The organism is Streptomyces sp. NBC_01198, from assembly GCF_036010485.1.
In the GTDB taxonomy this organism is placed as follows: domain Bacteria; phylum Actinomycetota; class Actinomycetes; order Streptomycetales; family Streptomycetaceae; genus Actinacidiphila.
The window spans coordinates 2,387,127-2,402,197 of record NZ_CP108568.1 but is presented as its reverse complement, the minus strand read 5'-3'; the positions used below and the strand labels follow the sequence as shown (position 1 = coordinate 2,402,197).

The following is a 15,071-nucleotide window of genomic DNA, read 5'->3' as shown; positions in this document are numbered from 1 at the left end:
GCGGGCCAGGCGGGATCTGTCGGGCCCGGCCTAGGCCAGACCGTCCCGCCAGGCCGCGTCCAGCTGGGCGTAGTGGCCGTCACCCGCGATGAGTTCGGCCGGGGTGCCGTCCTCCACGACGCGCCCGTCGCGCATCACCAGGACGCGGTCGGCGATCGCCACGGTGGACAGCCGGTGGGCGATGATGACCGCCGTGCGGCCGGTGAGCACCGTCTGCATGGCGTACTGGACCGCGCGTTCGCCGGGGATGTCCAGGGACGAGGTCGCCTCGTCGAGGATCAGCACGCCCGGGTCGGCCAGCAGCGCGCGGGCGAACGCGACGAGCTGGCGCTGGCCGGCCGAGATCCGGCCGCCGCGCTTGCGGACGTCCGTGTCGTAGCCGTCCGGCAGCGCGGCGATGAAGTCGTGCGCGCCGATCGCGCGGGCCGCGGCCTCGACCTCCTCGCGGGAGGCGTCGGGACGGCCGATGGCGATGTTGTCCGCGACGGTGCCGGAGAAGAGGAACGCCTCCTGCGTCACCATGACCACCCCGCGGCGCAGGTCGACCGGTGACAGGTCGCTCAGCCGGACGCCGTCCAACAGCACCCGGCCGCCGCTCGGGTCGTAGAACCTGGCCAGCAGCTTGGCCAGGGTGGACTTGCCCGCGCCGGTCGCGCCGACCACCGCGAGGGTCTGCCCGGCGGGCAGCCGCAGGTCGAAGGCGGGCAGCACCTCGCCACCGGTCCGGTAGCCGAACCGCACCCGGTCGAAGACCACCTCGCGCCCCGGCCGGCCGCCGGCCGTCGGCGGCAGCGCGACAGGGTGCTCGGGCATCGGCACGGTCGGGCTCTGGGCCAGCAGGCCGGCGATCTTCTCCAGCGAGGCCGCGGCCGCCTGGTAGGAGTTCAGGAACATCCCCAGCCGGTCGATCGGGTCGTACAGCCGCCGCAGGTAGAGCACGAACGCGGCGAGCACGCCCAGCGCCATCCCGCCGCCGGCCACCCGGTAGGCGCCCCACACCACGATCCCGGCGACGGCGACGTTGGCGATCAGCCGGGAGATGACGACGTAGCGGGCCATCTCCAGGATCGCGTCGCCGTTCGCCCGGTACTGCCGGTGGTTGAGCACGTCGAAGGCCGCCTCGTTCGGCGTCTCGCGGCGGAAGGCCTTGACCGGGCGGATGCCGTTCATCGTCTCGGTGAACTTCACGATGACCGCCGCGATGGCGGTGGAGCGCCTGCGGTAGGCGACCATCGAGCGGCGCTGGAAGCGGCGGATCGCCAGATACAGCGGCAGGTACGAGACCAGCGTGACCAGGCCGAGCCGCCAGTCGAGGAAGACCAGCAGCACCGAGATGTAGACGACCGAGAGCACCACACCGATCAGCTCCTCCAGGCCGTCGGTGAGCAGTTCCCTGATCGACTCGACGTCGGAGGTGGCCCGGGCGATCAGCCGGCCCGAGGTGTAGCGCTCGTGGAAGTCCAGGTCCAGCGACTGGGCGTGCCGGAACATCCGGGCGCGCAGCTCGATCAGCACGTCCTGGCTGATCAGCGCGGCGACCCGGATGAAGGTGCGCTGCAGCGCGCCGGCGGCCAGCCCGCACCCCAGGTAGGCGCAGGCCACCACGACCAGCGCGGTGTGCCGCCCGTCGCGCACCTGCGGGATCGCGTTGTCGATGGCGTACGCGACCAGCAGCGGCCCCGCCTGCACCGCCGCCTGCTGGACCAGCAGCAGTACCGAGGCCAGCCAGACCCTGCGGGTGTGCGGGCGCAGCAGCGAACGCAGCAGCAGCACCTGGGCGTTCCTGGGCGCCGGCAGCTTGTCCAGGTCGAAGGCGTCGGGCTCCGGCGGCGCCGTCGCCGGGCCCGGGTCGCCGGCCGGCCGCGGGCCGGGCTCCTCCGGGTCGCTGAGCTGCTGCTCGGTGGCGGACGTCATCGCGCGTCGCTCCTTTCCCGGGGCTCCACGACGGTGTCGAGGCCCGACATCAGACGGCGGTATTCGGCGTTGTCCCGCAGCAGTTCGGGGTGGGTGCCGACCGCGGTGATCCGCCCGCCGGACAGCAGCGCCACCCGGTCGGCGAGCTGGACGGTCGACGGCCGGTGCGCCACGACCAGTGCGGTCGTCTCCCGCAGCACGTCGCGCAGCGCCGCCTCGACCAGTGCCTCGGTGTGCACGTCGAGCGCGGACAGCGGGTCGTCGAGCATCAGGAACTGCGGTCGCCCGACGACCGCCCGGGCCAGCGCGAGCCGCTGCCGCTGCCCGCCGGACAGGCTCAGGCCCTGCTCGCCGACCTGGGTGTCCAGGCCGTCGGGCAGCGCGTGCACGAAGCCGCACTGGGCGATCTCCAGCGCGCGCCGCACCTCCTCCTCGCCGGCGCCGACCGGCCCGGCGCCCATCGCCACGTTCTCCCGTACCGTCGCGGAGAACAGCGTCGGCTCCTCGAAGGCCACCGCGACCAGTTCGCGCAGCCGCGCGACCGGCATGCCCGCGGTGTCCACGCCGTCCAGGGTGATCCGCCCGCCGGTGGGCTCGTGCAGCCGCGGCACCAGCGCGGTCAGCGTGGTCTTCCCGCACCCGGTCGCCCCGACGAGCGCCATCGTCTCGCCGGACCTGATGTGCAGGTCCACCCCGTGCAGCAGCGCCGGGCTGCCGGCGGGGGCGTCGGGGTAGCGGAAGGCCACCCCCTCCATCCGCAGCCCGCCGGCCGCGCCGGCAGCCGGCGGCCCGGCCGGTTCCGTCGCCTCGCCGCCCTCGGCGCCGCTCGCGTCCATCGGCTCGAAGTAGCGGTCGGCGGCGGTGGCCGCCTCGTTGCTCATCGCCAGCAGGAAGCCGATCGACTCCACCGGCCAGCGCAGCGCCAGCGCGGTGGTCAGGAACGCCACCAGCGTCCCGGCCGAGAGCTTGTCGTCGGAGACCTGGAGCACGCCGATCACCAGGGCGACGCCGATGGCCAGCTCCGGCAGCGTCATGATCAGCGCCCACAGGTCGGACAGCAGCCGCGCCTTGTGCAGTTCGGTGCCGCGCAGCCGGCGGGCCTGCCGGTGGAAGGCCCGCGACTGGCTGCGGTGCCGCCCGAAGGCCTTGATGATCCGCACGCCGAGCACGGACTCCTCGACCAGGGTGGCCAGGTCGCCCGCCTGGTCCTGGGCGCGCCGGGCGGCCAGGGCGTACCGCGTCTCGAACCGCGAGGACAGCACCACCATCGGCACCGCGGGGCCGAGCAGCACCAGGGTCAGCAGCGGGCTCTGCGCCAGCAGGATGCCGAAGCCGAGCAGCATCGTGGTGGCGTTCACGAACAGGAAGACCAGCGGGAAGGCCAGGAACATCCGCAGGATCTGCAGGTCGGTGGTGGCCCGGGAGAGCAGCTGGCCCGACGCCCACCGGTCGTGGAAGGCCACCGGCAGGCGCTGCAGCCGCCGGTAGAGGTCGGCGCGCATCGAGGCCTCGACGCCGGCCAGCGGCCTGGCCACCAGCCAGCGCCGCAGCCCGAACAGGATCGCTTCAAGCAGCCCGAGCAGCAGCACAAGACCGCCGCCGAGCCACACCCCGGACGGGTCCTGGTCGGTGACCGGGCCGTCGACCAGCCACTTGAGCACCAGCGGGATCAGCAGGCCCATGCTGGAGGCGACCACGCCGACCACCGCCGAGGTCGTCAGCCGGCCGCGGATCGGGCGGACGTACGGCCACAGCCGCAGCAGCGAGCGGACCGAGGACCGCGGGCGGGCGGGGGACGCGGGGTCAGGGGAGGCAGCCATCACTCCTGACCCTACGGTTGCCCACTGACACGATTCACCTGGTTTTCGCCACCGCACCGCCTGCCCCGGAGCAGGCGGCCCGGGGCGCGCCCGGGGTCCCTGCGGTCAGACCGTGAAGCCGCCGTCCACGTGGACCGCCGCGCCGGTCACGTACGAGGCCGCGTCCGACGCCAGGTGCGCCACCACCGCGGCGATCTCGTCCGCCCCCGCGTACCGCCCGAGCGCGGTGAAGCCGCGGACGGTGTCCGCGTAGGGGCCGTCCGCCGGGTTGGAGTCGGTGTCGGTCGGGCCCGGGTGCAGCAGGTTCACCGTGATGCCCAGCGGGCCCAGATCCCTGGCCAGGCCCTTGGTCATACCGGTCAGCGCGGTCTTGGTCAGGGCGTAGAGAGTGTGGCCGGGGAAGGTGGTGCGGTCGGCGACGTTGCTGCCGATGCTGATGATCCGGCCGCCCTCGCGCATGTGCCGGGCCGCCGCCCGGGCCGCCAGATAGGGGCCGCGGACGTTGACCGCCACCGAGCGGTCGAACTCCTCGGCGCCCAGGTCCGCCACCGGGCCCACCACGTAGGCGCCCGCGTTGTTGACCAGGATGTCGAGCCGCCCCCACTCGGCCGCCACCCGGTCGACCGCGCCCTCGACCGCGGCGGGGTCGCCGCTGTCCGCGCGCAGCGCGAGCGCCCGGCGGCCCGTGCCGCGGATCTTGCCGGCGACGGCCTCCGCCGCCGGCTGGTTGTGCTGGTAGGTCAGAGCCACGTCGGCGCCGCCCTCCGCGAGCCGCAGCGCGACCGCCGCGCCTATCCCGCGGGCCGCCCCGGTGACCAGGGCGGTCTTTCCTTCGAATTCGGTGGTGTCCATGCCCATGATCCTGGTCGTGCCCGGCGGCGGAATCTGGCGGGAATCAGCCGTCGAGCCGTCAGGCCGGGCCGCCGCACCCCGGTTTGCCGGGGGCGGCCCGGCGCAGACCGCGTACCGCGGGGATCGACAGCAGGGTGGCGCCCACCACGAGGGCCATGACGCCGCCGGCCTGGAGCACCTGCCGGGTGCCGAACAGCGCGGCGGCCGGCCCGGCGAGCGCCTGGCCGACCGGGAACATCGCGACGGACCCGGCCACTTCGTAGGCGTGGATGCGGTTGAGGATGTCGCCGGGGACCTGGGTCTGCACGCTGGTCGCCCAGTTGACGCCCCAGAACGCCCCGCCGGCGCCCGCGAGGAACAGGCAGCCGCACAGGCCGGGCACCGGCAGGTCCAGGCCGACGGACGCGGGCATCAGGGCGACCGCGAAGATGCCGCAGCTGCCCGCCCGCAGCGGCCGGTCCGCGCGCAGCCGCATCGCCAGCAGCGCGCCGGCCGCGGTGCCGGCGCCGAGCGCCGAGTTGACCAGGCCGTACGCCCCCGCGCCGTGCTCGGGGATGATCTCGCCCGCCGCCAGTGGGGTGAAGGGGCCCATCACGCACAGCGTGTAGAGCGTCCACACCAGGATCACCGACCACATCCAGGTCCGCGCCCTGAACTCCCGCCACCCCTCGCCGAGATCCGCCCTGAAGGTGGGGCCCGTCCCGGCGCCGGTGACCCGCGGCGGCGCGGGAGCCAGCCGCAGCAGGATCAGGCACAGCCCGCTGGTCAGATACGTCGCCGCGTGCACCGCGAAGACCGCGCCCGCTGAGCTGAAACCGACCAGCACGCCGGCCAGCGCCGGCCCCGCCAGGCTCGCCGCCGACTCCGCGGTCCTGATCACCGCGTTGGCGCCGTGCACGTCGTGGGCGACCCGCACCACCGTGCTGGCCACGCCCGGCTGGAAGGCCGCAGCGCACGTGCCGTTGACCACCGCGATCACCAGCACCTCCCACAGCCGCACGCTGTGGGTCAGGAAGAGGACGGCGGCCGTCGACTGGGTGCACACCCGGATCAGGTCGGCGCTGATCATCAGGGACCGGGCGGCGAAGCGGTCGGCCAGCACCCCGCCGAAGATGACGAAGCCGGCGAAGCAGGCCGTGGTGGCGGCCATCACCAGCCCGATGTCACCGGCCGAGTAGCCGTAGGAGAGCAGGCCCGCGGACAGCGCGACGGGCAGCATCGTGTCGCCGAGCATCGCCACCGAGCGCGCGGTGAAGTACAGCCGGAAGTCCGGCGACCAGAGCGGTCCGGCCGGCGGCAGGTGCGCCGGCGGGCCCGGCACGGCCGCGGCGGCCTGCTCGGGGCCGGGTGCGGAGAAGGTCACCGGGCTCATAGTGGACTGGACCACTTGCGCAGTCCAGCCGATTCCCGGGCAGTCGGCCCGGCGGCCGCGCGCGCCGGCTCCCGGTGCCTCAGCGCCCTGCCGCCGCCCCCTCGCGCACCGCCCGGTAGAGCCGCACGGACCGCGCGGCGACCCGCACCGCGGTCCCGGCCGGGGCGGGCGGCACCGGCGGGGGCGCCGACTGGGGCTCCACGCCGGTGTCGAGCAGCAGCTCGTACGACGAGCCCCACGGCATGCCCGGCAGGGTGAAGGAGACCGGGCGGTGGTGGGCGTGCACGATCAGCAGGAAGCTGTCGTCGAGCACCGGCTCGCCGCGGGCGTCCCGGTGCGGGATGTCGGCGCCCGACAGGTACATCCCCAGCGTCGCCGAGCGGGCGAACCACTCCTCGTCGGTCAGCTCCCGCCCCTGCGCGCCGAACCAGGCCACATCCCGCAGCCCCTCGGGCGCCGAGGCGAGCCCGGAGAAGAAGCCGCCGCTGCGCAGCACCGGATGCGCCCGGCGCAGCGCGATCAGCCGTGCGGTCAGATCGCGCAGCGCCGCCCAGCCGGGCTCGTCAAGCAGCGACCAGTCCACCCAGCTGGTCTCGTTGTCCTGGCAGTAGGCGTTGTTGTTGCCGCCCTGCGTCCGGCCCATCTCGTCACCCGCGACCAGCATCGGCACCCCGGTCGACAGCAGCAGCGTCGACAGGAGGTTGCGCAACTGCCGCCGCCGCAGCGCCGCCACGGCCGGGTCGTCGCTCGGACCCTCCACCCCGCAGTTCCACGACCTGTTGTCGTCGGTGCCGTCCCGGCCGTCCTCGCCGTTGGCCTCGTTGTGCTTGCGCTGGTGGCTGACCAGGTCGCGCAGCGTGAAACCGTCGTGCGCGGTCACGAAGTTCACCGACGCGTACGGGCGCCTGCCGCCCCAGTCGTAGAGGTCGCTCGACCCGGACAGCCGGTAGCCCAGGTCGCGCACGTCGGAGGTGGCGCCCCGCCAGAAGTCCCTGACGGTGTCGCGGAAGCGGTCGTTCCACTCGGTCCACAGCGGGGGGAAGGCGCCCACCTGGTAGCCGCCGGAGCCGACGTCCCACGGCTCGGCGATCAGTTTCACCCGGCGCAGCACCGGGTCCTGGGCGATCACCGCGAGGAAGGGCGAGAGCATGTCGACGTCGTGCATGGAGCGGGCCAGCGCCGCCGCCAGGTCGAAGCGGAAGCCGTCGACGCCCATCTCGGTCACCCAGTAGCGCAGCGAGTCGGTGATCAGCCGCAGCACGTGCGGCTGCGTGACCGCCAGGGTGTTGCCGCAGCCGGTGTAGTCGGCGTAGCCGCGCGGGTCGTCGCCGAGGCGGTAGTAGGTGCGGTTGTCGATGCCGCGCAGCGACAGCGTCGGGCCGCCCTGGCCGCCCTCGGCGGTGTGGTTGTAGACCACGTCGAGGATCACCTCGATGCCGGCCGCGTGCAGCGCCCGGACCATTCGCTTGAACTCCCCGACCTGCTGGCCGCCCGAGCCGCTGGCGCTGTAGCCGGCGTGCGGGGCGAAGTAGCCGATCGAGTTGTAGCCCCAGTAGTTGCCCAGGCCCCGCCGCTCCAGGTGGTCCTCGTGCGCGAACTGGTGCACCGGCAGCAGCTCCACGGCCGTCACCCCGAGCCCGGTCAGGTGCGCGACCGCCGCCGGGTGCGCCAGGCCGGCGTAGGTCCCGCGCAGCTCGGGCGGGATGCCGGGGTGGCGGCGGGTGAAGCCGCGGACGTGCAGCTCGTAGATCACCGTGTCCGCCCACGGCGTTTTCGGGCGGTGGTCGTCCACCCAGTCGTCGTCGTCATCCACCACCACGCCCTTGGGGACGAAGGGCGCCGAGTCCCGGTCGTCGCGCACGGTGTCGGCGACCGCCGCCTCCGGCCAGTCGCGCGCGTGCCCGTACGTCTGCGGGACCAGCACGAAGTCGCCGTCCACCGCGCGCGCGTACGGGTCGAGCAACAGCTTGGCCGGATTCCACCGGGCGCCCGTCCACGGGTCCCAGCGGCCGCCGACCCGGTAGCCGTACCGCTGTCCTGGCAGCACCCCCGGCACGAAGCCGTGCCACACCTCGTGCGTCAGCTCGCTCAGCGGCGCCCGCGTCTCGGTGCCGTCCGGCGCGAACAGGCACACCTCGACGGACTCCGCGCCGCCCGCCCACAGCGCGAAGTTGGTGCCCGCCACGCCGTCGGGGCCGGCGTGGAAGCGGGCGCCCAGCGGCTGCGGCGAGCCGGGCCACACGGCGGCCTGCCGCGGCTCCGGGCGCGGGCGGCGCCCGCCGGGCGCCGGGGCGGTGCGCGGCGGCGGGGGAGCGGCGAGCGTGCCGGTGCCCGCACCGCCGCCCGGTATCCGGTGGCCGTCCCCGTCCTGGCCGTGGCCGACCGCCGGCTCCTGCACCGCGGCGGGCAGCGGGGAGGCCTGAGCCCACCCGGATACGCCGAATTCGCGCGTCTCCGACACGTGTTTCCTCCCGCGGCTCGGACACGGCTGTGGCTTCGCCTGGGCGTCCCGTGCCCGGCGGCCCGCCGTGTCCCTGCACCATTCCTTCCCACCGGCGGCCTCGGACTCACCCCCGGCGGCCGGCAGGCCGCACCGATACGCGCCGCGTGACGCGTTTCCCCGGCGGCGGTGCCGTCGTTGACGGGACGTGAGCAAAGCGGTGAGGCGCGCGCTGCGCGCGGGTGCGGGTGTGGGCGCAGTGCTGTGCGCGATGGCGATCGGCGGCTGCGGTGCGGGAGCCGGCGGCGGTGGCGGCCCCGACGCCAAACCGGCGGCCCGGACGACGACCGCGGCCTCCCAGCTGTCCGAGGCGGTGATCACCGTGGCGCCCGGCGACGGCGCCAGGGACGTCCCCGCCGACGGCGGCCTCGCCGTCACCGTCGACCAGGGCACCCTCACCCAGGTCACCGCGCAGACCGACGACGGCGCCACGGTGGCCGGTGCCCTGTCCGCGGACCGGCGCAGCTGGCGGCCGGCCGGCCGGCTCGCGCTGGCCACGCAGTACACGGTGGACGCCCTCGCGGTGGACCCGCAGGGCCGCGCCGCCGCCAAGCACGCGGTCTTCACCACGGTCGTGCCGCAGCACACCGTGATCGGCTTCTTCACGCCCGAGGAGGGCGCCACCGTCGGCGACGGCATGATCGTCACCCTGCGCTTCAGCCGCCCGGTCACCGACCGGGCCGCCGTCGAACGCGGCATCACCGTCGCCGCCCAGCCCGCCGCCACCGTCGTCGGCCACTGGTTCGGCGACCAGCGGCTCGACCTGCGGCCCGCCGACTACTGGCGGCCCGGCACCCGGGTCACGCTGCGGCTGCGGCTGCGCGACGTCCAGGCCGCCCCCGGCGTCTACGGCACCCAGTCCAAGGACGTGCACTTCACCATCGGCCGCGACCAGCGCTCCACCGTCGACGCGGCGGCGCACACCATGACCGTACGCAGGGGCGGCCAGGTGGTCCGCAGCCTGGACGTCTCCACCGGCGCCCCCGGGCACACCACGTACAACGGCGTCATGGTGATCGCCGAGAAGTTCGCGGTGACCCGGATGGACAGCAGGACCGTCGGCTTCGGCGGCGAGTACGACATCCCCGACGTCCCGCACGCGATGCGGCTGACCCGCTCTGGGACCTTCGTGCACGGCAACTACTGGTCGGCGCCAGGCGTCTTCGGCCGCACCAACGTCAGCCACGGGTGCATCGGGCTGCTCGACACCAAGGGCGGCGGCGCCGACACCCCGGCCGGCTGGTTCTTCTCCCACTCCCTGGTGGGCGACCCGATCCGGGTCGTCAACTCCCACGACGTCACCGTCGCCGCCGACAACGGCATGAGCGGCTGGAACCTGACCTGGCAGCAGTGGACCGCCGGTTCCGCCCTGTGAATTGCGCGGTGAACCTGTGAACTCCCGCCAGAGGGAACCGAATCACTCTTTCGTGCGTCGATCTTGACGACCAGGTGTTCGGATGCCGCAGCCTGCCGCGGCACCCGAAGCACACGGTTGTACCTGCACGACAGCACAAGGAGTGACGCACATGTCCTGCTCGAATCCGGACTGCCGGAAAATGGGGTGCAGCACCGACCCGAAGCCTCGCCCGTCCCAGCCGACCGGACCACGTAAGGGCTGATGACGGTCCCGAACCCGGTGGTCCGCACGTCCGTACGACCCGCCCCGCGGGGGCTGACACCCGCCGTGCCCGGGTACACAGCTGTCTGGGACGCGATGGTGACATAACAGGGTGCCCCAGCACGCTCCAGGTGTGGTTGTCTTGCGCCAGCCGGGGGAGTCCAGGGCAGTGAGCGCGGGCAGGGGAGCAGCAGAAGTGAAGCCGATAGGTGTGTCGCCTGGCATCAGGAGAAACGTGACGGCGCTCGCGCTCGGCGCGCTGCTGCTGCTCGCGACGGCATGCAGCGGCGGCGGCGGGAGTTCGACCGCCGGTGACGCCAAGGCGGCCGGCGGCGGCTCCACGGCCTCCGCGGACACCGTTGCCTCGACCGCGGTCGTCTCCATAGTGCCCGACGACGGCACGGCCGACGTCGCCACCACCGGCACCCTCAAGGTCGCCGCGGCCGGCGGCAAGCTGTCCGCCGTGGTGGTCAAGGACGGCAAGGGCACCGTGGTGCCCGGCCAGATCAGCGCCGACGGGCTCGGCTGGACCCCGACCGGCCATCTGGACACCTCGACGCAGTACACCGTGGACGCCACCGCCAAGGACCCGGCCGGCCGCGAGTCCGACAAGCACGCGACCTTCACCACGGTCACCCCGAAGGACACCTTCGTCGGCTACTTCACACCGGAGGACGGCTCCACGGTGGGCGTCGGCATGGAGGTCTACCTCAAGTTCAACCGGCCGATCACCAACAAGAAGGCCGTCGAGGACGGCGTCCGGGTGAGCGCGTCCCCGTCCGTCCCGGTCGCGGCCCGCTGGAACGGCAGCGAGGAGCTCTACATCCGCCCGGCCGACTACTGGGCGGCCGGCACCAAGGTCACCCTCGACCTGGACCTCAAGGGCGTCGAGGGCGCCCCCGGCGTCTACGGCAAGCAGCACAAGCAGGTGCACTTCACCATCGGCCGCCGCCAGGTGAGCATCGTGGACGCGGCGAAGCACTCGATGACCGTCTACCGCGACAACAAGGCGATCAGGACCATCCCGATCTCCTCCGGCGCCCCCGCGCACACCACCTACAACGGCAAGATGGTGATCTCGGAGAAGTACCTCACCACCCGGATGAACGGCGACACGGTGGGCTTCGGCGGGGAGTACGACATCAAGGACGTGCCGCACGCCATGCGGCTGACCACCTCGGGCACCTTCATCCACGGCAACTACTGGGCCGCGCCCTCGGTCTTCGGCCACAGCAACACCAGCCACGGCTGCGTCGGCCTACGCGACACCCGCGGGGCGGGGGACACGAGCACGCCCGCCGCCTGGTTCTACAACAGCTCGATGCTCGGCGACGTGGTCCAGGTCATCAACTCCAAGGACAAGACGGTCCAGTGGTACAACGGCCTCAACGGCTGGAACCTCTCCTGGAGCCAGTGGAAGTCCTGACCGTTCGGCCGGCAGCGCCCGGCGGTGCCCGCGGGTCGGCGCGACCTTCGTCGTAGTCTCACGGCATGACTGTGACCCTCGAAGTCGACGACGGCGTCGGCACCGTCCGCCTGGACCGGCCGCCGATGAACGCGCTGGACAGCGCCATGCAGGACCAGCTCAAGGAGGTCGCCCGGGAGGCCGGGGCGCGGCCCGACGTGCGGGCCGTGCTGCTGTGGGGCGGTGAGAAGGTGTTCGCGGCGGGAGCGGACATCAAGGAGATGCAGGCCATGTCGTACGAGGACATGGTCGACCGCTCGGGGCCGCTGCAGGAGGCCTTCACCGCGGTGGCCCGGATCCCCAAGCCGGTGGTGGCCGCGGTGACCGGCTACGCGCTCGGCGGCGGCTGCGAGCTGGCGCTGTGCGCGGACATCAGGATCGCCGCGGAGGACGCCAGGCTGGGCCAGCCGGAGATCCTGCTCGGGCTGATCCCGGGCGCCGGCGGCACGCAGCGGCTGGCGCGGCTGGTGGGGCCGTCGCGGGCCAAGGACCTGATCTTCACCGGGCGGATGGTGGGCGCCGCCGAGGCGCTGGCGATCGGCCTGGTCGACCAGGTGGCGCCGGCCGCCGAGGTGCACGCGAAGGCGCTGGCCTGGGCCGGACGGCTGGCCCGCGGGCCCGCCTACGCGCTGCGGGCCGCGAAGGAAGCGGTGGACGCCGGCCTGGAGACCGACCTGGACAGCGGGCTCGCACTCGAACGCGCGCTTTTCGCCGGGCTGTTCGCGACCGCGGACCGCGAGACCGGAATGCGCAGCTTCATCGAACACGGACCGGGCAAAGCCGAATTCCGCTGACCGGGAGTCGCGGGAGCCGTGTACGATTCCCGCACAGACGATCGAACGGCAGTAGCCCGCCGGTGGCGGCCCACCTTAAGACAGCCTTATGGCAGCCTTAAGGAATTTCGGGCCGCCACTGATCACCGGGATGGTTGGCTTTACCATCACCGCAGGCCGGACGGGTTGCGCGGCGATGATTTTTGCCACGGGAATATGCCGGAGTGACTGAATGGAACCGGGTATTCCCCTTCGCCAATTCCCTCAGTTGCGCCCCGCAACGCGGCGTCGGCGGCCATGATGAACCCATGGCGGGCAGGGGAGGTTCCGAGCAGCCGCAGCGGGTGGAATGCGACACCGCAGCGGTTGCCGTACCCGTACTCCCCGAGGACGGCACATGCGCCGCGAGCAGCGTGCTCGACCTGCTGGGCGACCCGTCGGTCCGCGAGGTGCACCTGACCTCGCGCCCCGAATCGGCCTCCACCGCCCGCCGGTTGGCGCTGTCGGTGATCGGGGTGTGGGGACTGCCGCAGTTCGGCGACACCGTGGAGCTGCTGGTCTCCGAGCTGGTCGGGAACGCCGTCCGGCACACCGGCGCCCGCAGCTTCGGGCTGCGGATGCGCCGGCGGCCGCGCTGGGTGCGGGTCGAGGTGCGCGACCCCTCGCGGGCGCTGCCGTGCCTGCTGCCGGTGCGCGAGCTGGACACCAGCGGACGCGGGCTGTTCCTGGTCGACCGGCTCTCCGACCGCTGGGGCGTCGACCTGCAGCCGCGCGGCAAGACCACCTGGTTCGAGCTGCGGGTGCCGGAGCGCTGAGTTCGCCGAGAACTGCGAAGAGGCCCTTCGCGTCGGGTTACGACGGCGGAAAGGGCCTCTTCGTGACCGCCGCGAAGCAGGGGGGGTGTGGTCCGCGGCGTTTGTGGAACGGCCGTGCTCGGGTCATGCGGCCGTTGCTCCGACTCTGGCACGCCACCCGCACCGAAGCAAGCGGTCATTTCCCTTATATCGGTCATAAGCCGCAACTCATCGAGTGATGTGCGGGTGACGTGTGACACTCACCTTGAAAATCACGGGAAATTCTCCTTATGGGCTTCTAATATTTTGACTGCTGATATGACTCAGGTCCGACCCTGAGACGGGGGTGGGGGTAGCCCCAACCCGCAATGGGGGATCCGCCGGATGGGCCGGGACCACCTGCTGCGACACAGTCGTCCATGAGCCGGTCGCCGCCCAGCGGCCGCCCCCGACCGAGGAGTTGACCATGGCCGCGCCGACGGCTCGCAGCGGACCCGTGGCCGCCTTCGTCCGCTTTGTGATCTGCGGCGGCGGCGTCACCCTGCTGGCGAGCGGCCTGCTGCTGCTGATCGGTCACCGGGTGCCCTTCGCGCTCGCCAACGCCGTGATCACCGTGGCCTCCACCGTCCTGGCCACCGAGCTGCACGGCCGCTTCACCTTCGGGAGCGGCCGGGCCGGCTGGAGCGACCACGCCGCCAGCGGGCTGACCGTCGCGCTGTCGTACGGCTTCACCACCGGCGCCATGCTCGCCTTCGACGGGATCCACCCGGGTGGCGGTGCGCTGCTGCGGCAGGGCGTCTACCTCGGCGCCTCCGGGCTCGCCGGGATCGCCCGGTTCCTGCTGCTGCGCCAGCTGGTCTTCGCCGCCCCCGGCGCCCCCCGGGTGCCCGAGCGGCTGCGGCGCGGGGCGGCGACGATGGGGAGTGCCGGGCGCAGTGCCGTCCCGTACCCCTCAGGTTCCCGACTGCTGCAAGGATCGTGAGACCCATGACCAAGGCCAAGGGCATCGCCTTCTCCGAGTTCGGCGCGGCCGACGTGCTGCGCCCGCTGGACCTCGACGTGCCGGACCCCGGGCCGGGACAGGTGCGGATCGAGGTGCGCGCGGCCGGCGTCAACCCGCTCGACACCAAGATCAGGTCGGGCGCGATGAAGCAGGCCTTCCCGGTGGAGCTGCCGCACGTGCCAGGCACGGAGGCCTCGGGAGTGGTGGAGTCGGTCGGCGCGGACGTCACCGGTCTGGCGGTCGGCGACGAGGTCTTCGGGCCGACCGCCTCCGGCGCCTACGCCGGGCTCGCCCTGGCCGAGGCGGTCAAGCTGGCCGTGAAGCCGCCCTCCCTCGGCTTCCCCGAGGCAGCCGCCCTGCCGGTCGCCGCGGAGACCGCTTTCCGCGGCCTGGACGAGCTCGGCGCCCGCGCCGGGGAGACGCTGCTGGTGCACGGCGCCGGGGGCGGCGTCGGCACGGTGGCCGTGCAGTTCGCTGTCGCCCGCGGGCTGCGGGTGATCGGCACCGCGAGCCCGGCCAACCACGACCGGCTGCGCGCGCTCGGCGCGAACCCGGTCACCTACGGCGCCGGGCTGGTCGACCGGGTACGGGCGGCGGCTCCCGAAGGGGTCGACCTGATCTTCGACACCACCGGGCTCGCCGAGTCGCTGGCCGCCTCGATCGAGCTGATGGACGGCACTGAGCGGGTGCTGAGCATCGGCGACGCGGTGACCGCCGGCCAGTACGGCGTCCCGTTCAGCGCGAGCGGCGGGCACGGCCAGGACGCCTTCGCCGAGGCGCTGGCGCTGCACGCGGAAGGCACCCTGGACGTCGCGATCCACCAGACCTACCCGCTCGCCGAGGCGGCCGACGCCCAGCGCGCCAGCGAGGCCGGGCACCTGGCCGGCAAGATCATCCTGCTGCCCTGACACCCCCGGTACGCCGAAGGGCGGGCCGGACACCGGGTCCGACCCGCCCGTC

Annotated in this window: 11 protein-coding genes; 6 read left to right on the top strand and 5 right to left on the bottom strand. The window is 73.3% G+C overall.

Going from position 1 to position 15,071, the window contains the following annotated elements; all coding sequences use genetic code 11:
- Positions 1-30: 30 nt before the first annotated feature.
- The 5 genes from OG702_RS10645 to glgX form a co-directional block, all read right to left on the bottom strand.
- Positions 31-1,914 carry an ABC transporter ATP-binding protein gene (locus OG702_RS10645; RefSeq protein ID WP_327288612.1) on the bottom strand — a complete coding sequence of 628 codons (1,884 nt, stop codon included), beginning with the start codon at positions 1,912-1,914 and terminating at the stop codon, positions 31-33.
- Positions 1,911-3,734, bottom strand: coding sequence for an ABC transporter ATP-binding protein (locus OG702_RS10640; RefSeq protein WP_327288611.1), 1,824 nt, complete (start codon positions 3,732-3,734; stop codon positions 1,911-1,913). Before OG702_RS10640 ends, OG702_RS10645 begins: the two co-directional genes overlap by 4 nt.
- A gap of 105 nt (positions 3,735-3,839) precedes the next feature.
- Positions 3,840-4,586: an SDR family NAD(P)-dependent oxidoreductase gene (locus OG702_RS10635; protein ID WP_327288610.1), complete on the bottom strand. Its 747-nt coding sequence runs from the start codon at positions 4,584-4,586 to the stop codon at positions 3,840-3,842.
- A gap of 58 nt (positions 4,587-4,644) precedes the next feature.
- On the bottom strand, positions 4,645-5,949 hold the full coding sequence (locus OG702_RS10630; RefSeq protein WP_442814372.1) for an MFS transporter: 1,305 nt from the start codon (positions 5,947-5,949) through the stop codon (positions 4,645-4,647).
- 88 nt (positions 5,950-6,037) lie between these two features.
- Complete coding sequence (gene glgX, locus OG702_RS10625; protein ID WP_442814704.1) at positions 6,038-8,308, bottom strand: glycogen debranching protein GlgX; 2,271 nt, start codon at positions 8,306-8,308, stop codon at positions 6,038-6,040.
- A 298-nt stretch (positions 8,309-8,606) separates the two neighbouring features.
- On the opposite strand from glgX, the gene OG702_RS10620 reads away from it, so the two are divergent.
- The 6 genes from OG702_RS10620 (at position 8,607) to OG702_RS10595 (ending at position 15,019) form a co-directional block, all read left to right on the top strand.
- Positions 8,607-9,833 carry a L,D-transpeptidase gene (locus tag OG702_RS10620; RefSeq protein ID WP_327288608.1) on the top strand — a complete coding sequence of 409 codons (1,227 nt, stop codon included), beginning with the start codon at positions 8,607-8,609 and terminating at the stop codon, positions 9,831-9,833.
- A 478-nt stretch (positions 9,834-10,311) separates the two neighbouring features.
- Positions 10,312-11,502 carry a L,D-transpeptidase gene (locus tag OG702_RS10615; protein ID WP_327288607.1) on the top strand — a complete coding sequence of 397 codons (1,191 nt, stop codon included), beginning with the start codon at positions 10,312-10,314 and terminating at the stop codon, positions 11,500-11,502.
- Positions 11,503-11,567: 65 nt separating this feature from the next.
- The gene (locus OG702_RS10610; protein WP_327288606.1) at positions 11,568-12,335 is read left to right on the top strand and encodes an enoyl-CoA hydratase/isomerase family protein; all 768 of its coding nucleotides are present in this window, start codon (positions 11,568-11,570) and stop codon (positions 12,333-12,335) included.
- A gap of 287 nt (positions 12,336-12,622) precedes the next feature.
- The gene (locus OG702_RS10605) at positions 12,623-13,129 is read left to right on the top strand and encodes an ATP-binding protein (protein ID WP_327288605.1); all 507 of its coding nucleotides are present in this window, start codon (positions 12,623-12,625) and stop codon (positions 13,127-13,129) included.
- Between the two features lie 445 nt (positions 13,130-13,574).
- The gene (locus tag OG702_RS10600) at positions 13,575-14,090 is read left to right on the top strand and encodes a hypothetical protein (protein WP_327288604.1); all 516 of its coding nucleotides are present in this window, start codon (positions 13,575-13,577) and stop codon (positions 14,088-14,090) included.
- A 5-nt stretch (positions 14,091-14,095) separates the two neighbouring features.
- Complete coding sequence (locus tag OG702_RS10595) at positions 14,096-15,019, top strand: NADP-dependent oxidoreductase (protein ID WP_327288603.1); 924 nt, start codon at positions 14,096-14,098, stop codon at positions 15,017-15,019.
- Positions 15,020-15,071 lie beyond the last annotated feature (52 nt).